Here is a 20292-nt window from a genome sequence, read left to right as displayed (position 1 = left end):
AATGGCATCCGATGCTTTCTTCCCGTTCCGTGATGGTATAGATGCCGCCGCTGCCGTAGGTATCACCTGCGTTATTCAGCCAGGTGGTTCTATCCGTGATGATGAAGTTATTGCCGCAGCCAATGAACACGGTATCGCAATGATCTTTACCGATATGCGCCATTTCCGTCACTAATACCAATAACTGAATGTCGATATTTAAACGGAGCCAGAAAGATGAACATATTAATTATTGGTAATGGCGGGCGAGAGCATGCGCTGGCATGGAAAGCAGCCCAGTCACCTCTAGCTGATAACGTATTTGTTGCTCCCGGCAATGCCGGTACTGAACTGGAGCCAAATCTGATTAATGTGGCAATTGCCGCAACAGATATTGATGCTCTGGTACATTTTGCCCAAAAAGAAAATATCGGTTTAACCATCGTTGGGCCAGAAGCCCCGCTGGTTAACGGTATAGTTGATGCTTTTCGCCAAGTTGGACTAAAAATATTTGGCCCCACTCAGGCAGCCGCCCAGCTTGAAGGATCTAAAGCCTTCACCAAAGATTTTCTGGCTCGCAATCACATTCCCAGCGCGGAATACCAAAACTTTACCGATATTAATCAGGCACTCACTTATATTCGCGCCAAAGGTGCTCCAATCGTGATTAAGGCCGATGGTCTGGCTGCCGGTAAAGGCGTTATTGTGGCAATGACTCTGAAAGACGCGGAAGAAGCCGCTAAAGATATGCTGGAAGGTAATGCCTTTGGTGATGCTGGTCATCGTATCGTCGTGGAAGAATTTCTTACCGGTGAAGAGGCCAGCTTTATTGTGATGGTTGATGGTAAGAACGTAGTCCCAATGGCAACCAGTCAGGATCATAAACGTGCTTATGATGGTGACACAGGCCCAAATACCGGTGGAATGGGTGCTTACTCACCCGCGCCAGTGGTTACTGATGAAGTGCATCAGCGCATCATGGATCAAGTTATCTGGCCAACGGTAAAAGGCATGGAGACGGAAGGCAACACCTATACTGGCTTCCTGTATGCCGGATTAATGATTGATGAAGCCGGTCAGCCGAAGGTTATTGAGTTTAACTGCCGCTTTGGCGATCCGGAAACTCAGCCAATCATGTTGCGGATGCAGTCTGACCTGATCGAACTTTGTCTGGCGGGGGTAGAAGGTAAGCTAAATGAAAAAACCTCCCGCTGGGATCCACGCGCTTCACTGGGCGTGGTTCTGGCCGCTGGCGGTTACCCTGGCGACTACCGCAATAATGATGTGATTATCGGCTTGCCACAGCAAGAGATGAAAGACGGTAAAGTTTTCCACGCCGGTACCGGTTTGAAAGAGTGCCACGTGGTAACCCAAGGTGGACGAGTACTCTGTGCAACCGCATTAGGAAACAGCGTTGCCGAAGCCCAACGCCGTGCTTACGAAATCGCCGCACAAATCCAGTGGGACGGCTGCATCTACCGTAAAGACATCGGCTATCGCGCCATCGAACGCGAAAGCCAGAAGTAATTCATTCGTCAGTAATACAAAAGGTCGCTGTATGGCGACCTTTTGTTATTTAATTTTACAGATTTCAAACGGAGGGAGAGAGGCCGCCGTTGGGGTCGACTTGGCGTGAGCCAACGACAAACAGGCTTTGCCTGTTTGAACAGCGCTAGTGCTGGCCCGAAGGGTGAAACACCGAAAGGTGTTTCATAACCGCCCCTAGGCGGACTAGGCCCGACGCACTCAGAAATTAAGTACAGATTGTCTTCCGGCCGAGCACTCTGCAAATATAGGCACTCTACTTTTACGGCCGGAATATCCATTGATGCTGATTTTAAAAGAACCCATCACCAATCAAAACGTCGCCAACTTCGGCTCCCACGAACAAAAATTCTCATTCGCTACCAACAACAACTGCATTCCTCGCGGCGCATCTAACCACGCCAGACTGATAAAGCCGCCATTACGCACCCGCTTTTCAATCCATGACTGTTGGTCATACGAAAATACCGGATTCACTGTCTCTCCGGCACAAGTAATAATTTCACCGTTATTAATATAGCCCTGATGCAACACGATCTTACCGGCATCAAGCGACTCACTGGTTGTCAGAATTCTCTGCTCTTCGTATTTTAGTCTAAGAATATCGTCGGCAGAGAGCTGTTCATTGCGATCCGCCAGTTGACGCTGCATAAAACTGGCGTTGCCCTCACTATCCAGACGCAATAATTCTTTGGGATAGCCATCAGGTGTTTGAACTTCACGGCGAATCAGACTGACTTTTCCTGCCGCATATTCATAATAAGTGGAAACAGTGCTGCCGGTATAAGGTGTATACACACTCATCAGCCGCATCGGCTGCCCTTCGCCACTGATTTTAGTCCAGACTCTCATCATGCCATCATTGGCAATGTAGCCCGAGGCGTTTAAGGTAGGATCTTTTGATGAAGTACTGCATCCCGCTAGAATCAGGCTGCTTATAACAATTAGTCGTTTTATCATGGTCTGAATATGATAAAAGGGGCCATTCTGCCCCTTTTTTATCTCATTAAGTGGCTGTTAATTAACTCTTAACAGCTTCTTTCAGCGCTTTGCCAGAAACAAATGCTGGAACATTAGCTGCAGCAATTTTGATTTCTTTACCAGTCTGTGGGTTACGACCAGTACGAGCATTACGGTGATTCACTTTAAATGTACCAAAACCAACCAGTTGTACTGGGTCACCATCTTTCAGAGACTCAGTAATTGCACCTAAGGTTGATTCCAGAGCCGCTTTGGCCTGAACTTTAGTAATACCAGCCTTGTCTGCAATTACGTCAATCAGTTGAGTCTTGTTCATAAATTATCCTTACAATGTGTTTTATGGCATGCAATGTATCGAACACGGGCGGGAAAAGAAAGTTTCTCAACCCTTAGCCTAAGCGTCTCGATAGCCACCTTTCAAAGGCAAGACAAATGTAGACCAATAGAGGGCGGCTGTGAAGCCTTAACATGCTATTATTTAGGCTCTGAATCACGTTTTATCATCTATTGTGTTAAATTTATACCGATATTGCTAGTTGCGGCCTCTTTCAGGTCTGCTCTTAGCCCTTTAATCAGCTCAATATCACGCTCTTCGCATTCGGCCAGCAGGCGGTATATTTCCCATTGGACATCGAATTCATTTTCAATGAGTGGCAAGGCTTTTAGCTCATCGTCAGTCATTTCGCGGTTAGCTTCGGTCATCTCCAGCATCGCTACAGTACGGACTGACATTTCACTCACGGCGATCGCGTGTTCTAATGTTTCACCACTTAAATGCGAGTGCAACACTTCACTCAGGGCAACGCAGGCATCAATAGCAGGATAAACACCATATATATCAAACTGTTCCGCACCCGGAATGATATCTTCCAGCTTCTCCAGTTGACTATCAAAATTCACTTTCGCGCCCTTCACTACCAGCGTTTCCCAAATCAAATCCAGAATACGACGATATACTTGAGGTTCCGCAAACCCGGTTTGGTGACAAAACGCCTGATAATTTGGATACATACGCTCACACAAGCAGGCCATAAAAGTGTAATGCTGCCAGCTGGTCAGCTTTTCCATACGTTTGTGAATCGGATTACGTAGCATTAAGATATCTCATTAATATTCAACATGATGGGAAAATACCCACATTATAATAGCCGTAGCTTAATCAATAATTTTTTCTGGATGTTCCGCCAGCCAGCGCAAAAATGCAGGGCGCCGCGAAGCAATGGCATCAGCCCAACGGGTTGGTTCCGGCAGACGATAACCGCGCATACAGCGTTTCACCCACGCCAGTGCGCTATCCGGGCTAATTCGATGTCCCACTGAAATATACAGCGGCTTACAACGCGCTTTACTATTCCACACCCAACCAAGGACCTCATTCCTATCGGTCAGTTCGGCCAAATCGCTTGGTTCTGCAATTAATGGACGATGTTGCCCACACAGGCGACTCTTTGCCACGCCAATGGTTGGTATATCCGCTAACAGACCAAAATGACTGGCTACACCAAGCCGTCGAGGGTGGGCAATACCCTGGCCGTCGACAAACAACAACTGGGGCTTAATGGTGAGCTTTTGCCATGCAACCAGTAAAGCAGGGCATTCGCGGAAAGAGAGTAATCCGGGAATATAGGGAATATTTGTAGGTACCCGGGCAATCTGGTACTCCACCAATTCCAACTTGGGATAGCTCAGAATGGCTATCGCTGCCCGAGTTATGGTTCCATCTTGTTCAAAACCGACATCTGCACCGGCAATCCAATCAGGTTCAGTGAAACCCAGCCGATCGTCTCTGACAATCAACTGGGCTTTTTCAGACTGTTCAGCCCGCAAAGAAGCGGTATCAATCATGATAGGCGCGAGACAGTTTATGAACCGCTTCGACAAAAGCACCAGCATGCTCAGGTGGAACATCCTGATGGATGCCGTGGCCCAGATTAAATACGTGACCGTTACCGTGACCAAATCCAGAAAGAATACTCGCCACTTCCTGTTCAATTCTGGCTGGTGGAGCATACAGCATGGAAGGATCCATATTGCCCTGTAGCGCCACCCGCTCGCCCACCCGCTTACGGGCATCAGCAATATCGGTAGTCCAGTCCAGACCGAGCGCATCACATCCGGTATTCGCCATGGCTTCTAACCATTGACCTCCGCCTTTAGTAAACAGCGTCACCGGCACTTTGCGACCTTCATTTTCGCGAATCAAGCCATCAACAATCTTGTGCATATAGGCCAGTGAAAACTCCAGATAATCACGCCCGGTTAACACACCGCCCCAAGTATCAAAAATCATTACTGACTGTGCACCGGCTTTAATTTGGGCATTCAGATATAAAACAACGCTGTCTGCGATCTTATCCAGTAGCTTATGCAACACAGGTCCATCGGCATACATCATCTTTTTGATTTTAGTGAATGCTTTGCTGCTACCGCCTTCAACCATATAGGTCGCCAATGTCCACGGGCTGCCAGAAAAACCGATAAGAGGAACCTCTCCAGCCAGATTACGACGGATAGTACGTACCGCATTCATCACATAAGCCAATTCCTGTTCCGGATCGGGAACCGGTAGATTATCAACATCCGCCTTACAGGTGATAGGACGTTCAAAGCGAGGGCCTTCACCGGCTTCAAAATAGAGTCCCAACCCCATCGCATCAGGAATGGTTAAAATATCGGAAAACAGGATAGCCGCATCCAGTGCATAACGACGCAGTGGCTGTAATGTCACTTCACAAGCCAGTTCGGCATTTTTGCACAGCGACATAAAATCACCGGCTTCAGCTCTGGTTGCTTTATATTCAGGTAAATAACGCCCGGCCTGACGCATCATCCAGACAGGGGTTATATCAACAGGTTGGCGTAATAACGCACGCAGATAGCGATCGTTTTTTAATTGATTCATTATTTTTATCCTTCTGGTATTGCGCGCATTGTAACATGCAACAAGCTCTTCCAATATAAAGAGGGCATATTACTATATCTACCCCATATCCTAATCGGCAAAATGCTAATCATCATGCTCAGATCGACATAATGCGATGGTATCTTCAATCAATCGACGCGCTATCGTACCCGGAGGAGGAAGTTGAGGAAGATTGTCATAGCGAAACCAGTCAGCATCCAGCAATTCTGAAGTATCGATTTTCAGTTCTCCGCCCGCGTAATCAGCTAAGTAAGCCATCATCAGGGAGTGTGGAAACGGCCAAGGCTGAGAGGAGATATAGCGCAGATTAGTCACCTGCAAATTACTCTCTTCTTGTACTTCTCGGGCTACCGCTTGCTCCAGTGTTTCCCCCACTTCAACAAAGCCAGCCAGTGCGGTGTAAATCCCCCTCGATGGCGGTTATGTTGCGCCAGTAAAATCCGGTCTTCACGACGGATCGCAACGATAATGCAAGGGGCAATTTGCGGATAGTTGCGCTGGCGGCAGTTATTGCACAAACAGGCCCACTCCCGATCGCTGCTATACATAGGATGACCACAGTAGCCACAGAACTTATGTGCCCGATAGAATTCCTCTAGCTGAACCGCTCTGCCTGCAAGTTGAAACAATCCACGGTCTTCATTTAGCAATTGCCGAACCGAAGCCATATCCCTTGAGCGTTCTTTACATACCAGCCAAACAGACTCACTTTGCCACTCACCAATTCGATGGGCTTTTTCACCGGATAAGCCAAAATCTTTAGCACTACCACAGGGAACCTCACCTTTTGGCAACCATAATTTCCCGGCGTGGCTCAATAACCACCAGCCAGATTCATTACCTTGTAGTTGTTGTTCCATAAACGTTTTGCTCAACCTCTTAATTTGCTGGCAATCTAACAACAATAGATTTACATTACTTTAACTTGCTATTTTACTAACAGCCATCACTCTGGAAACACTATGCTAAACCAACTCGAAAGCTTAGCCGAGCGCGTGGGCGGCAAAATCAAACTGATTGATCAGTGGTTAGAATCACGTAAAAACCTACTGGTTACTTATTACCGTCTTGTTGGTATTAAGCCAAATAAAGAAAAAAATGTCCCTCTCGATGAGAAAGCCCTAATCGATTTTGGACACCATCTGGTGGACTATCTCTCCTCTTGCCATTTTCATATTTATGACAAAGTCATTACTCAGGAAGAGGGCGCCAGTAGCCCAAATCTGCTTATTGGCCAAAAAGCCTACCCGAGATTAGAAGAGAATACCCAAAAGATTATGGCGTTCTACGACAATTATGTCGAAAAGGGCATCAACGAAGACACCATATTACAACTGCATGAAGATCTTTCAACCGTTGGTGAACTGTTGGAAAGACGCTTCTCGCTGGAAGATAAACTGATTCAGGAAGCGACCAATAGCTGGCTTAGCCATCACTCATCCACTGCATCAGAAAAATAACTAAAGGTGGTGCTAATTTCTGGCACCATTTGAGTATAAACCGAGCGGGAAAACCACTTATGGTTTTTGTTAGCTGACTTATACTGTGTTGTATCACTGTGTTTGGTGATTAATCTTGTCGGAGTGCCTAGTGCCACCTAGTGACACAGGCTGAGACCGTTAATTCGGGATCCGCGGAACCTGATCGGGCTAATACCCGCGAAGGGAACAAGAGTAATATCATTCAGATAAACCGAAAACGTTTAACGCCTTTTCGGCTTTATCATTACTCCCTCTCCGAGCTCCGGACAAGCAATCCTTAATGATATTAGGAGCTTGCTATGTCTAACCGAAGAACCCAACGCGCTCAGGCGCAGCAATTTATTGACCAGCTACAGGGAAGCGCCTTTCCCAATTCAAAACGTATCTATCTGCAAGGCTCACAAGCCGATTTGCGTGTTCCCATGCGTGAAATTCAGTTATCACCAACGCTGGTGGGTGGCCACCAAGAAAATCCTGAATATCAGGACAATGAAGCCATACCGGTTTACGATACTTCAGGTCCCTATGGCGATCCTCTGGCAACGCTGGATGTTCGACAAGGGCTATCAACGCTACGGAAAAACTGGATCGAACAACGTGGTGATTCTGAGTTTTTGCCTCAGGTCAGCTCACTCTTTACCCAAAAAAGGTTGGCTGACGAAGGGTTAGACCATCTGCGTTATACGCATCTCCCCGCACCCCGCAAAGCCAAACCCGGCAAACGCGTTACCCAGTTACACTACGCCAGAGCGGGTATCGTAACCCCAGAGATGGAATTTATTGCCATCCGCGAAAATATGGGGCGGGAACGGATTCGCACCGAGGTATTGAAGCAACAACACCCAGGGCAAAACTTTGGTGCCGTATTGCCGGACAATATCACCCCGGAATTTGTCCGTAATGAGGTAGCGTCAGGCCGAGCCATCATTCCTCTGAATATTAACCACCCAGAATCAGAACCCATGATTATCGGCCGAAATTTTCTGGTAAAAGTGAACGCTAACATTGGTAATTCAGCACTGACCTCCTCTATTGAAGAAGAAGTCGAGAAACTGGTTTGGTCTACCCGCTGGGGCGCCGATACGGTAATGGACCTCTCTACCGGGCGCTATATTCATGAAACACGCGAATGGATTATTCGTAACAGCCCGGTGCCTATCGGTACCGTCCCCATTTATCAGGCTCTAGAAAAAGTTAACGGTATTGCTGAAAACCTCAGTTGGGAAGTATTTAAAGACACGCTGATCGAGCAGGCTGAACAAGGCGTCGATTACTTCACCATTCATGCCGGAGTGCTGCTACGTTATGTGCCGATGACCGCCAATCGCCTGACGGGAATTGTCTCTCGGGGTGGCGCTATCATGGCGAAATGGTGCTTATCTCACCATCAGGAGAACTTTCTCTATCAACACTTTGGCGAAATCTGTGAGTTATGCAGCCAGTACGATGTTGCACTTTCGCTGGGTGACGGCCTGCGCCCCGGCTCCATTCAGGATGCCAATGATGAAGCACAGTTTGCAGAACTAAAAACACTCGGTGAACTCACCAAAATCGCTTGGGAGTATGACGTTCAGGTAATGATTGAAGGCCCTGGTCATATTCCCATGCACATGATTCGCCAAAACATGACCCTTGAGTTAGAGCACTGCCATGAAGCCCCCTTTTATACCTTAGGGCCACTGACAACCGATATCGCCCCGGGATACGACCACTTTACCTCCGGGATTGGTGCTGCCCTGATAGGCTGGTTTGGCTGCGCTATGCTGTGTTATGTCACTCCCAAAGAGCATCTTGGTTTACCAAATAAAGAAGATGTCAAACAGGGGCTTATTACCTACAAAATTGCCGCTCACGCTGCCGATCTGGCGAAAGGGCATCCCGGTGCGCAAATTCGCGATAACGCCATGTCAAAAGCCCGCTTTGAATTTCGTTGGGAAGATCAGTTCAATCTGGCCCTCGACCCGGAAACTGCTCGGGCTTATCACGATGAAACATTGCCCCAAGCTTCCGGCAAAGTTGCTCACTTCTGTTCAATGTGCGGGCCAAAGTTCTGCTCAATGAAAATTTCTCAGGAAGTGAGGGATTTTGCCAAAGATCGGGCGCAACAAGATCTGCTGTTGGTGAAAACGCGTGGAATGAATGAAATGTCAGAAAATTTTCGCGCTCAGGGCAGCGAGCTTTATCACCCGGCCGCATCAGATACCCCAACGACAGAGGAAAACTCTCATGGCTGATACTCCCCTAATCCATCTTTTCGCATTACCCGATACGCCATTTCCCCCTACGGAGAAAAAGCTGGGGCTCTATCCGGTGGTTGATACGCTGAGTTGGATTGAACGTTTGCTAAATGCGGGCGTAACCACCATTCAGCTACGCATCAAAGACCAGCCAGACAGTGAAGTGGAAGAGATTATCCAACAGGCAATTGAACTGGGGAAACAGTTTAACGCTCGCGTGTTTATCAACGATTACTGGCGACTGGCGGTTAAGCATCAAGCCTACGGAATCCATCTTGGACAGGACGATTTACTCACCGCCGATCTCAAGGCAATCCATCAGGCAGGCCTGCGTCTGGGTGTCTCGACCCATGATGATGAAGAGCTGGCGCGGGCCGTTGCCATTCGCCCTTCTTATATCGCCTTAGGCCATATTTTTCCAACTCAAACCAAAGAGATGCCGTCTGCGCCACAAGGATTAGCCGAGTTAAAACGTCATGTCGCGGCTATTGCTGATTATCCTACCGTTGCCATTGGCGGTATCAGTATCGAGCGCGTACCGGATGTGTTGGCCTGCGGAGTTGGTAGCATCGCCGTGGTGAGCGCGATTACTCAAGCGAAAGACTGGCGACAGGCCACCGCAGAACTGCTCCGGCTAATAGAACATGAGGAGCATTAACCATGCTGAACGACAGCGAATTTTTACGTTATAGCCGTCAATTACTTCTGGAGGATATCGGTCTCGAGGGGCAGGAAAAACTTGGGCAATCCACCGTGCTGATTGTCGGTCTGGGCGGGCTTGGCTCTCCAGTATCACTCTATCTGGCCGCCGCGGGAGTGGGCAAGATGCTGCTGGCCGATGATGATACCCTTCATCTGACCAATCTACAGCGCCAGATCCTGTTTCGCACTCAGGATATCGAGCGATCTAAAGCCGAACTGGCAAAAGAGCAGTTGCAGGCACTAAATCCACAGATTAGTTATCAAGTCTTAACCCAGCGACTTACCGATAAAAACCTGAATGAAATTTTACCTCAGGTCGATCTGGTACTGGACTGCTGCGACAATATGGCAACCCGTCATGCGGTTAACGCTGCCTGTATTCAACACCGCATCCCGTTGGTCAGCGGCAGTGCCGTGAGTTTTAGTGGACAACTGATGGTTCTGAAGCCGCCGTTTGATCACGGTTGTTATGCCTGTCTCTACCCAGAACAACAAGAGCCCGAGCGTAACTGCCGTACTGCCGGAGTACTTGGGCCAATGGTTGGTGCAATCGGCTCACTACAAGCATTGGAAGCAATAAAAATGCTAGCAGGAGGAAGTTCCGCTCTGGAAGGAAAACTACAGCTATTTGATGGAAAACGACATCACTGGACCACATTACGATTGCATCGCGATCCAAACTGTCAGGTGTGCGGAGGCCAGAATGCAAATCATGGTGAATGAATCACCGGTTAGTGCAGAGAGCCCCATCACTCTATCCGCCCTACTCCAACAGTTGAACCAATCAACTATGGGTATGGCCGTAGCCGTTAATCAGGAAATATGCCCGAAAAGCCAGTGGGACAGTCATTTACTTCAAAATGGTGATGTCGTTTTACTTTTTCAAGCCATTGCAGGAGGCTGATATGTTAACCATTGCAGACACGACATTTACCTCGCGCCTATTTGTTGGTACGGGAAAGTTTTCATCTTCAAATGTGATGATGCAGGCTATTGCTGCCTCTGGTTCAGAACTGGCAACCATGGCAATGAAGCGGGTCAATGTTCATAGCAACAGTGATGCCATTTTGGCACCGCTACAGCAACATGGCATCCGATTATTGCCGAATACCTCTGGCGCGAAAACCGCCGCAGAAGCCATTTTTGCAGCCCAGTTGGCAAGAGATGCGCTGGAAACCCATTGGATAAAGCTGGAAATTCATCCGGATGCCCGCTATCTGTTACCAGACCCGATTGAAACGCTAAAGGCAGCAGAGGAGCTGGTTAAACAAGGATTTATTGTGCTGCCTTACTGCGGTGCCGATCCAGTGCTATGCAAACGTCTGGAGGCGGTTGGCTGTGTCGCCGTGATGCCATTAGGTGCCCCCATTGGTTCTAATTTAGGTTTAGTCACTAAAGAGTTTTTAAAAATCATTATTGAGCAATCAACCGTTCCAGTGGTGGTGGATGCCGGTATTGGCAGCCCAAGTCATGCCGCTCAGGCGATGGAAATAGGTGCCGATGCGGTATTGGTTAATACCGCCATCGCGGTAGCCAGAGACCCAGTAAATATGGCTACGGCGTTTAAATGGGCGGTTGAGGCAGGCCACTTAGCCAGACAGGCCGGGTTAGGTGCAGTGCACCATAATGCCTGGGCATCCGCCTCCAGCCCATTAACTGACTTTCTTAAGCCCAAAGCGCTGGAGGGGAAATGAAAACCGAATTTCGGTACCACTGGCAAAATTTGGACTGGGATGATATTTCCCTGAGCCTATACAGTAAAACATCCAGAGATGTTGAACAGGCGCTGAGAAACCAACGGCGTACGCTGGGTGATTTTATGGCGCTGATTTCCCCGGCGGCATTACCTTATCTAGAAGTCATGGCACAAGAAGCGCAACACCTCACACGTCAGCGTTTTGGTAATACCGTCAGCTTTTACGCCCCGCTTTATCTGTCCAATCTGTGTGCCAATGAGTGTAGCTATTGCGGTTTTTCAATGAGCAATCGTATCAAGCGTAAAACGCTGGATGAACATGAGATTGCATTGGAGTGCCATGCGCTAAACGCCATGGGCTATAAACATCTGTTACTGGTCACCGGAGAACATCAGGGAAAAGTAGGCATGGATTATTTCCGCCGTCATTTTCCCGCCATCCGTCAACACTTCAGCTCACTCATGATGGAGGTACAGCCGCTAAGCAGCGAAGAGTACGAGGAACTAAAAACCTTAGGATTGGATGCCGTCATGGTTTATCAGGAAACCTACCATCGCTTCACCTATCAGCAACACCACTTGAAAGGCAAAAAGCAGGATTTTTTCTGGCGGCTAGCAACCCCAGAAAGGCTGGGAGAGGCGGGCATTAATAAAATTGGATTAGGTACTCTACTCGGTTTAGCCGCTGACTGGCGTACCGATAGTTACTATTTGGCTGAACACCTAAGTTTTCTGCAACATCGCTATTGGCAAAGTGGTTATTCTCTCTCTTTCCCTCGTTTACGCCCCTGTGTAGGAGGAATAGCGCCCGCATCACTGATAGATGATGCTCAATTAGTGCAGCTTATCTGCGCGTTTCGCCTATTCGCACCGGAGGTTGAGCTGTCTTTATCAACCCGTGAATCGCCCTATTTTCGTGACCATATGGTACCGCTCGCCATTAACAACGTCAGCGCCGGCTCCAAAACTCAACCCGGTGGCTATGCCAATAATAAACCTGAACTTGAGCAATTTTCCCCACACGATAACCGTTCACCGCAGCAAGTCGCCGAAGCGCTGATCGCCAAAGGTCTACAGCCAGTTTGGAAAGACTGGGACAAACATCTGGGTCGGTCATAATCCCATCCAAGAAATCGCTATCAGGATGATGGTTGGCGCGGACGATTGATTATCCATACGCCAACCATAATCACGGCAACGCCCAAGGTTCTCACCAGTGAAAACGGCTCGTGAAACCAAGGAAGTAATATTGCGCCGACATACACCACCGCATAGCTGAGGCTTAGTAATGGGTAAGCTTTATTCAGAGGTAAATAGCGCAAAGTCAAAAACCAAAACAGCATTGAAAGGACATAAAAAAGAATACCCACACCGACAGCAAGCAGCGCTACAACAGGAGATGACAACAACGCCTGAAACTCAGTGCCAAACCAAAGCATTTGGGGGAGTTGGATCATCCCCCACTTCATTAACCATTGCGCGCAACTGGCAAGCACAATACTTCCAGCCGCCCATCCGTATCCTTTCATAGGCTACAGCTCATCAGGAATATTCCTATGATAATCAATCCTATTCCTATCCAGTGCTGTTTATCCGTTGGCTCATGGAAAATATAGCGAGCACATAGCGTTACCATCACAAAATTAAAACTTATGGTCGAATAAGCCACGCTAAGCGGTAACATTTGCAGCACGCGCAGCCAAATCAGCATGGCTAGACCTAACAGTACTAAGCCGCTCAATAACCAGTACAACGTGGCGCTAAGCCTCGATGACTCCGGGAGCGTTTGCCAGCGATCTACTGCCATTTTTTGACAGAGCTGCCCACAGCAGGTCAACACACAAACCATTAACAGCAAAAGATAGCTCATTATCCCACTTTCTTATAAAACAGCAGTGCCATCCGCTGATAATAGAAAACAGCATCCGCTTTCGGTAGCGTTGGGTCCACCGCCTCCCCTTTGGCTAACCGAACCACCAAACAGACGTCCCCCTGTGGGCGTTTTTGCTTAAGCCAATCAGGAAACTGCGCCGCTGAGACATACCGTTCTGCCGCATCGGGGTAGCTTAAACCATAACTTATCTCGCCTTTGCTCTCGTACATCACGATATCATCACGCTCGAGTTCCCACGCGATACCCGATGCGATACCCGTGGTTTCCACCAAAACAAAACGGCTGTTTTGTAGAATATCCCTATTTTTTGACACAAAATCCTGTGGCTGCTTGGAGTCTATCACTTGCTGAGGGATCGCATATCCATACAGCAGCATCAGCGCAATCGGTGCCGCCGCCGCCCAGCGCCAACGTTTCAGGGGGGAAATAAAAGTAATGATGCCCACCAGCAGCCAAAAACCAAAACTAGCAGTACCGATAACAACCTTCAGCCATTCTTGCGGCTGAAATAGTTGAACACCGTGCAATACTCCTGAACCAACCAACAACAGGGCTATAATGCCTACGGCCCCAAATGCTAAGTTTATCAATCCATTGATTTTTAATGCCCGCGAATATCCCGCCTGAATATAGCCAGATACCCAAGATGCCATCAAAATCGCCAACGGTGCAAAGCACGGCAAAATATAGGTGGGCAATTTTCCTTTGGCAATGCTGAAAAACAAGAACGGCATCACCACCCAACCCAGCAGGTAAAACAGAGCCGGCTGGTCTTTTCGATGTCTCCACCCCTTCGCCAACGCACCCGGCAATAGCGCAAGCCAAGGTAACGTTCCTGCCAATAACACCGGCAGGTAGTACCAGAATGGCGCTTTATGCTGGGCGTCTTTTTCGGCAAAGCGCTGGATATGCTCAACCCAGAAAAAATAGCGCCAATAGTCAGGCTCGCGCCAGTGAATAGCTAGCACCCACGGCAGGCTAATAATCGCTGCGGTAACAATGGCTATCGGGCCAAAGATCAGCAGCTCTTTTAGTTTTTTTTGCTGAATCACATACGGCAGAACGCTGATAACTGGGATAGCCAGCGATAAAAAACCTTTGGTTAAAAAGCCCATACCGGAGGCCAAGCCCAGCAGGAGATAAGCAATCAACGTCTCACGGCGGCTAGTGGCTTTCATCGTCAGATAAAAACTGGCCATTGCCGCCGTCATCCATAGCGTTAGCATCGGATCCAGAACCGCATATCCCCCGATGCACAACACCAACATACTGGAAAAGTAAATCAGCGTGGCTAAATAAGCACCTTTGCGGTCGTTCAGAATGCGTGAAGCGAGCCAAAATACCAGTAACCCACTCAAAGCAATACTCAACGATGAACCAAATCTAACGGAGAAGTTATTATGACCGAAGATCCATTGGCTAAGGTTATTCACCCAATAACCTGCTATCGGTTTTTCAAAATACCGCACCCCCATAAACTGGGGCACAATCCAGTCGCCTTTATCCAGCATTTCTCGGCTGATTTCGGCGTAACGTGTTTCATCAGGTTGCCAGAGTAAATGCAGGCTGGATGGAATCAGATAAACCAAGCCCAGAAACAGCGCCACCAATCCATTATATATTCTCATCTTCACCCTCATAAGGAGACTGGCACCCCAGCCACCCCTCTCGACCGGCCACGAAGGAGCGAACCACCAAACCTTTCGGTAACTGGTTAAGATCTTCCGGCAGCAGTTGACCCAGTGGACAAAACTGCATGTCTGCCTCAGCCATTCTCACCAGCAATTGGTCAAAAGCGGCGGCCTGAACGATGCCTTCCACCTCCGCATGGATGGTATAAACCGGTGATCCCGTATCTCGTTGCATGGCATCCAATATAAAATCATTGAACTCAGCCGAAGAGACCTCTCGCCCCACGACCTCATCGTAAGTTGGCAAGGTCACCGGAATTTGTACCGCCCCCGTTTCTCCGTTACTCAGCACCGGGCGAAATGGCCCTGTTCCACGGCAATCGCTATTCCAGACCAAACCAAACCGCTCTTTCACCTCAATCACTCGCCGATCGGCCCGCCAGCCTGCGGCGGCGGAACAAGTAATCCTGTGCGATAAAATACCTTCCAGCATCTCAATACCCAATGCTATCTGGTGGACAATCTGCGCTTCACTCCAACGTTCAACATTAGCCTGCCAGCCTTGATGGTCCCAAGCGTGCAGGCCTACTTCATGCCCCTTCTGAGCCGTATTTTGTATCATTTGGGCCTGTGATAATCCGATCGCTTTGCCTGGCCATGCGGTACCCGCCAGCAAAATATCCCAGCCGTAAAGAGATACCGCATTAGAACGCAACATCTTCCACAAAAAGCGCGGGCGTAAAAGGCGCCATAAATGGCGCCCCATATTGTCCGGCCCTACACTAAAGAAAAAGCTGCCCTGAATACCATGTCGATCCAATAAAGACAGTAACTGAGGCACCCCCTGACGTGTACCGCGTAAAGTATCAACATCAATACGCAAGCCAATCTTTTTCATCATAATTGACCGTCATCGCATTCCACCGTACGTAGAAAGAAATCTAACGTTTCCTCTACCGTTTGGTGCATATCGATGGTGGGTTGCCAGCTCAGCAGGCGGAGGGCATTTTTAATGCTGGGTTTACGATGTTCAACATCCTGATAGCCTTTACCGTAGTAATGGCTGCTCTCTATCACATTAAAACCGGCAAACGGCGGGAATTGTTGACGTAGCGGGTGCTTCTCGAAGCAATCCAATAGCATTTCAGCCAGTTCACGAATACTCGCTTCGTTGCCCGGGTTACCAATGTTAATAATCTGGCCGTCACAGAGATCCCCTTTATTCTCAATAATCCGAAACAGCGCTTCGATACCGTCATGAATATCGGTAAAACAGCGTTTTTGTTGACCGCCATCCACCAAACTAATGGGTGAACCTTCAACCAAATTAAGAATTAACTGAGTAATGGCCCGCGAGCTGCCAATTCTGGCGGCGTTAAGGTTATCCAGTCGAGGTCCCATCCAGTTAAACGGACGAAATAGCGTAAACCGCAGCTCATCTTTGATACCGTAGGCCCAAATGACCCGATCCAGTAGCTGTTTAGAAATCGAGTAAATCCAACGCTGTTTATTAATCGGCCCGACGATTAAACGCGATGTATCTTCATCAAATTCATTGTCATCACACATGCCATAGACTTCAGAGGTCGATGGGAAGATGATACGTTTTTTATACTTCACACAGTCACGCACAATCTTTAAGTTTTCTTCAAAATCTAACTCAAAGACTTTTAAAGGATTACGCGTGTATTCAATCGGTGTGGCAATCGCCACCAGCGGTAAAATCACATCACATTTTTTAATGTGATACTCAATCCATTCGGAGTGAATACTGATATCGCCCTCAACAAAGTGAAAATGGGGATGACCAATAAAACGCGCTATTGCGTCAGAACTAATATCTAGGCCATAAACTTCATAGGTATCATCACGCAGCAGCCGTTCCGTCAGGTGATTACCGATAAAACCGTTAACCCCCAGAATCAACACTCGTGGGCGGCGTGGAGCACTGGCTTTGGATTTTCCCCCCAGCACAACACCGCTTACCAAACCAATCTCTTGTGCCAATTGCGAACCCTGAACATACAGGCCGGAGTCCCCCTGTCCAGCAACCACTTCCAATATCCCTTTACCACAGGCGATCTGCAACGGGCCACTAGAAATAACGGTGCCCGGATGATAAGCATGTTCAACATCTAAAACGCGGGCGCTCCAGATAATCATCTTCTTTTTGCCATGAACGCTAAATGCACCGGGATAAGGTTTGGTGACGGCCCGAATCAGGTTATACACCGTTTGAGCTGGCGCATCCCAATGGATATCACCATCTTCTGGCTGACGGCGGCCAAAATAGCAGGCCTGAGACTCATCTTGCGGAGACAGGGAAAATTGAGCGCGCTTGATGGCCGGTAACTGTTCAGCTAACAGTTCAGCCGCCGCATCACGCAGTTTAGCGTGCAGGGTTAATGCCGTATCCTCGTTATCAATAGCAACTTTTAACTGGCCAACAATACCGCCGGCATCCGCCTTTATCGTCATTTGGTGCAGCGTAACGCCGGTTTCCGTTTCCCCTTGCACCAGTACCCAGTTAACGGGAGCGCGGCCACGATAGCGAGGCAATAATGAACCGTGTAAGTTATAGGCCCCCTTAGGCGCTAGCGATAAAATGTCATCACACAGTAACTTGCGGTAATAAAAAGAGAAAATAATATCAGGAGAAAATTCGTGAATACGACTCACCCAAAGGGGGTGATTGACATCCTCCGGGGCATAAACCGGTATGCCCATTTCCGCGCCTTTATGGGCAACGGATGAGAAAAACGTATTCTCTCCCGGATTATCTACGTGCGTAAAGATGGCTTGAATCTCATAACCCGCAGAAATGAGCGCATCCAGCCCAGTGCAACCTATATCATGATAGGCAAATACAATCGCTTTCATTCATTCTCTTCCTGATTGTTAATATGATTTTTTTCGCCAACAATTTTCTGAATAAAATAACGGGGGCGAGCACGAACATCGGTGTAAATCCGGCCGATATACTCACCAAGTAATCCCATACCGACAAATTGTGCACCAATAAACATAAACAAGATGGCAAACAGTGTGAACACACCGTTGGCAGCCCACGCTGGCCCAAAAATCAACCGCAAAACGACCAACGCAACGGCTAGTGCAAATCCAGAGAGGGCAACAATACTGCCCATCACGCTTAATAACCGTAGGGGGGTCGTGGTAAGACAGGTAATCAGGTCATACATCAAATTAATCAGTTTCATTAAACTGTATTTAGAATCACCAAACTCACGCTCCGCATGTTGTACGCCGATTTCGGTGGTATGTCTGGCAAAGGTATTGGCCAAAATAGGTATAAAGGTGCTTCTCTCCTGACAGTGCAGCATCGCCTCAACAATATGGCGGCGATAAGCCCGCAGCATACAGCCATAGTCGCCCATCGTTTTCCCGGTCGCCTGCTGTATCATCATATTAATAATTTTCGAGGCGCTTCTACGAAACCAAGAGTCCTGTCGCCGGGCCCTAACCGTACCAACAACGTCATAGCCCTGCTCCGCCACCTCAACAAGGCGAATAATTTCTTCCGGGGGGTTTTGTAAATCGGCGTCTAACGTAATAATCAAATCACCGCTCACTTGATTAAAACCCGCCATAATGGCGGAATGCTGACCATAATTACGATTCAGTAATACGGCAATGATGTGGTTATCACTCTCCTCGGCCGCCGCGATCAGCATATTGCCGGAAGCATCGGTACTACCATCATCAACGAGGATAATTTCATAAGGCTGTTTTAACTGTTTACAAGCGGCTATTGTTCGGGAAAGGAGTGCGGGCAGGCTCTCTTCTTCGTTATAAACTGGAATAACGACTGAGACTTTGAGTACCGGATATAATTCACCCATTCACATGCTCCAGAACGTCTTTGATAGCAGCAATGACGCGATCCACATCCTCGAAGCTCATATCAGGGAACAGCGGCAACGAACATATTCTGGCTGAATTCCACTCCGTAGCGGGAAGGCATACATCAGGATAACGCTCACGGTAGTATTTCTGAGTGTGGGACGCTCGAAAATGTAGTCCGGTACCAATGCCTCGCTCTTTAAGTGCTGACATAAAATCATCACGAGAAATACCGCAGGTTTCAGGATCAATGCGGACAACAAACAAATGCCAACTGTGTTGATGAGGATAGGCAGGAATCCCCAGAGGTTTAATCGGTAAATCGCCAATTTTGCTCAAGTAATACTCTGCAAGGGCCTTTCGCTTGGCGCTCAACTCTGGCAAGCGCTTGAGCTGGACCAGCGCCAGCGCTGCATTAATATCTGACAAATTATATTTAAAACCGGGCTCAATCACTTCCGCCTGCGGCGATCGCCCTTGGATCATACGATCAAAAGCATCTACTCCCAGACCATGAAACTTCAAGCTACGCAGGCGATTAGCCAGCGCTTTATTGTCAGTAACAATCATCCCACCTTCAGCACAGGTCATATTTTTAATGGCATGAAAGGAAAATATTGCCGTCCCGGTAGTACCTACCCAACTATCCTTATAGCGAACACCAACGGCATGAGCAGCATCTTCAATCAGCGGGATATCATGGTGTAAGGCAAGTTCACGGATAGGATCTAAATCAAGAGGTACGCCTGCGTAGTGGGTAGGTATAATCGCTTTAGTTTTAGGCGTGATGGCCGCCTCAATTGCGTTGACATCAACCATTAGGGTGTCTGGGTCAACATCAATCATTACCGGTGTTGCGCCCAGTAGCTCGATCATATTCAGCGTTGACACCCACGTTAGGGATGGCGTAATGACCTCATCACCTTCACCAATCCCCAGCGCTAACAGCATGATGTGCATGCCCCCAGTGGCTGAACTGACCGATATCGCATACTGACAGCCAAAAGCCTGACAAAAATTATCTTCTAATAGCTGATTTTTAGGGCCTGTCGTAATCCACCCAGAACGTAATACTTGTGTCACTGCAGCAATTTCTTCTTCCCCAATTGCTGGTCGAGAAAAAGGTAAGAACTGATCCATACTTTGGTATCCCAATATCATTAATAATAAAGATATGACTTCCCCTCGGCGCTAATGACATCTGCGAAAATTAGCGGTGAAAAAGTATACGCGGTGAATTATTAAGCAAATATTAAGGAGTGGTTCTATGCTGCCTATAAGGCATTATTTGCGAGGAATAAGCCGGTCGTGATTAACGAGTAACCTGAATGAAACGACTTCAATTTAGCCAAATGAAAAAAC

21 protein-coding genes, 1 pseudogene and 1 riboswitch (1 of these 23 only partly in view) are annotated in these 20292 nt (G+C 48.1%); of the genes and pseudogenes, 9 read left to right on the top strand and 13 right to left on the bottom strand.

The window, feature by feature from the left end:
• Positions 1–175: the 3' end of a bifunctional phosphoribosylaminoimidazolecarboxamide formyltransferase/IMP cyclohydrolase gene (gene purH / locus HYN51_RS01215; protein ID WP_108901184.1), read on the top strand. Its footprint begins 1415 nt before the window's first position; 175 of the gene's 1590 nt are visible here — the last part of the coding sequence; its start codon lies beyond the left edge, outside the window; it ends in the stop codon at positions 173–175.
• Positions 176–216: 41 nt separating this feature from the next.
• Complete coding sequence (gene purD, locus HYN51_RS01210) at positions 217–1506, top strand: phosphoribosylamine--glycine ligase (RefSeq protein ID WP_108901183.1); 1290 nt, start codon at positions 217–219, stop codon at positions 1504–1506.
• Positions 1507–1836: 330 nt separating this feature from the next.
• Here purD and HYN51_RS01205 read toward each other — a convergent pair whose 3' ends face one another.
• The 6 genes and pseudogenes from HYN51_RS01205 to nudC form a co-directional block, all read right to left on the bottom strand.
• The gene (locus tag HYN51_RS01205; RefSeq protein WP_108901182.1) at positions 1837–2484 is read right to left on the bottom strand and encodes a DUF1481 domain-containing protein; all 648 of its coding nucleotides are present in this window, start codon (positions 2482–2484) and stop codon (positions 1837–1839) included.
• Between the two features lie 61 nt (positions 2485–2545).
• The gene (gene hupA, locus HYN51_RS01200) at positions 2546–2821 is read right to left on the bottom strand and encodes a nucleoid-associated protein HU-alpha (protein WP_108901181.1); all 276 of its coding nucleotides are present in this window, start codon (positions 2819–2821) and stop codon (positions 2546–2548) included.
• A gap of 188 nt (positions 2822–3009) precedes the next feature.
• Positions 3010–3600, bottom strand: coding sequence for a YjaG family protein (locus HYN51_RS01195; protein WP_108901180.1), 591 nt, complete (start codon positions 3598–3600; stop codon positions 3010–3012).
• A 60-nt stretch (positions 3601–3660) separates the two neighbouring features.
• A complete protein-coding gene (gene nfi / locus HYN51_RS01190; RefSeq protein ID WP_108901179.1) occupies positions 3661–4350 on the bottom strand; it encodes a deoxyribonuclease V in 690 nt (229 codons plus the stop codon).
• Positions 4343–5407, bottom strand: a complete 1065-nt coding sequence (hemE, locus tag HYN51_RS01185; RefSeq protein WP_108901178.1) for a uroporphyrinogen decarboxylase — start codon at positions 5405–5407, stop codon at positions 4343–4345. Before hemE ends, nfi begins: the two co-directional genes overlap by 8 nt.
• Before the next feature lie 105 nt (positions 5408–5512).
• Positions 5513–6288, bottom strand: a pseudogene (nudC, locus tag HYN51_RS01180) (NAD(+) diphosphatase).
• A 102-nt stretch (positions 6289–6390) separates the two neighbouring features.
• Here nudC and rsd point away from each other — a divergent pair.
• The 7 genes from rsd (at position 6391) to thiH (ending at position 12663) form a co-directional block, all read left to right on the top strand.
• Positions 6391–6888: a sigma D regulator gene (gene rsd, locus HYN51_RS01175; RefSeq protein WP_108901177.1), complete on the top strand. Its 498-nt coding sequence runs from the start codon at positions 6391–6393 to the stop codon at positions 6886–6888.
• Positions 6889–6997: 109 nt separating this feature from the next.
• Positions 6998–7112, top strand: a riboswitch (TPP riboswitch).
• 96 nt (positions 7113–7208) lie between these two features.
• A complete protein-coding gene (gene thiC / locus HYN51_RS01170) occupies positions 7209–9143 on the top strand; it encodes a phosphomethylpyrimidine synthase ThiC (RefSeq protein WP_108901176.1) in 1935 nt (644 codons plus the stop codon).
• Positions 9136–9804 (top strand): thiamine phosphate synthase, encoded by a 669-nt coding sequence (gene thiE / locus HYN51_RS01165; protein ID WP_108901175.1) that lies wholly within the window; start codon positions 9136–9138, stop codon positions 9802–9804. The genes thiC and thiE overlap by 8 nt, the downstream gene beginning before the upstream one ends.
• Positions 9805–9806: 2 nt before the next feature.
• The gene (locus HYN51_RS01160) at positions 9807–10571 is read left to right on the top strand and encodes a HesA/MoeB/ThiF family protein (protein WP_108901174.1); all 765 of its coding nucleotides are present in this window, start codon (positions 9807–9809) and stop codon (positions 10569–10571) included.
• Entirely contained in the window at positions 10552–10752 is a 201-nt protein-coding gene (thiS, locus tag HYN51_RS01155; RefSeq protein WP_108901173.1) for a sulfur carrier protein ThiS, read from the top strand. The genes HYN51_RS01160 and thiS overlap by 20 nt, the downstream gene beginning before the upstream one ends.
• A gap of 1 nt (position 10753) precedes the next feature.
• Positions 10754–11542: a thiazole synthase gene (locus tag HYN51_RS01150; protein WP_108901172.1), complete on the top strand. Its 789-nt coding sequence runs from the start codon at positions 10754–10756 to the stop codon at positions 11540–11542.
• On the top strand, positions 11539–12663 hold the full coding sequence (thiH, locus tag HYN51_RS01145) for a 2-iminoacetate synthase ThiH (RefSeq protein WP_108901171.1): 1125 nt from the start codon (positions 11539–11541) through the stop codon (positions 12661–12663). The genes HYN51_RS01150 and thiH overlap by 4 nt, the downstream gene beginning before the upstream one ends.
• A gap of 20 nt (positions 12664–12683) precedes the next feature.
• On the opposite strand, the gene arnF is transcribed toward thiH, so the two are convergent.
• Genes arnF through arnB form a run of 7 tightly spaced genes read right to left on the bottom strand, consistent with a single transcriptional unit; the run spans position 12684 to position 20070 of the window.
• Positions 12684–13073: a 4-amino-4-deoxy-L-arabinose-phosphoundecaprenol flippase subunit ArnF gene (gene arnF, locus HYN51_RS01140; RefSeq protein ID WP_108901170.1), complete on the bottom strand. Its 390-nt coding sequence runs from the start codon at positions 13071–13073 to the stop codon at positions 12684–12686.
• Complete coding sequence (gene arnE, locus HYN51_RS01135) at positions 13070–13414, bottom strand: 4-amino-4-deoxy-L-arabinose-phosphoundecaprenol flippase subunit ArnE (protein WP_108901169.1); 345 nt, start codon at positions 13412–13414, stop codon at positions 13070–13072. Before arnE ends, arnF begins: the two co-directional genes overlap by 4 nt.
• Complete coding sequence (arnT, locus tag HYN51_RS01130) at positions 13414–15066, bottom strand: lipid IV(A) 4-amino-4-deoxy-L-arabinosyltransferase (protein WP_108901168.1); 1653 nt, start codon at positions 15064–15066, stop codon at positions 13414–13416. The genes arnE and arnT overlap by 1 nt, the downstream gene beginning before the upstream one ends.
• Complete coding sequence (arnD, locus tag HYN51_RS01125) at positions 15053–15967, bottom strand: 4-deoxy-4-formamido-L-arabinose-phosphoundecaprenol deformylase (RefSeq protein WP_108901167.1); 915 nt, start codon at positions 15965–15967, stop codon at positions 15053–15055. The genes arnT and arnD overlap by 14 nt, the downstream gene beginning before the upstream one ends.
• Positions 15967–17949 (bottom strand): bifunctional UDP-4-amino-4-deoxy-L-arabinose formyltransferase/UDP-glucuronic acid oxidase ArnA, encoded by a 1983-nt coding sequence (gene arnA / locus HYN51_RS01120; protein ID WP_108901166.1) that lies wholly within the window; start codon positions 17947–17949, stop codon positions 15967–15969. Before arnA ends, arnD begins: the two co-directional genes overlap by 1 nt.
• A complete protein-coding gene (arnC, locus tag HYN51_RS01115) occupies positions 17946–18929 on the bottom strand; it encodes an undecaprenyl-phosphate 4-deoxy-4-formamido-L-arabinose transferase (RefSeq protein ID WP_108901165.1) in 984 nt (327 codons plus the stop codon). The genes arnA and arnC overlap by 4 nt, the downstream gene beginning before the upstream one ends.
• Positions 18922–20070, bottom strand: a complete 1149-nt coding sequence (gene arnB, locus HYN51_RS01110) for a UDP-4-amino-4-deoxy-L-arabinose aminotransferase (protein WP_157952947.1) — start codon at positions 20068–20070, stop codon at positions 18922–18924. The genes arnC and arnB overlap by 8 nt, the downstream gene beginning before the upstream one ends.
• Positions 20071–20292: the final 222 nt, after the last annotated feature.

Source organism: Limnobaculum parvum, from assembly GCF_003096015.2.
Lineage (GTDB): Bacteria > Pseudomonadota > Gammaproteobacteria > Enterobacterales > Enterobacteriaceae > Limnobaculum > Limnobaculum parvum.
The sequence above is the reverse complement of the archived record's forward strand: the minus strand, read 5'-3'. Positions and strand labels throughout refer to the sequence as shown.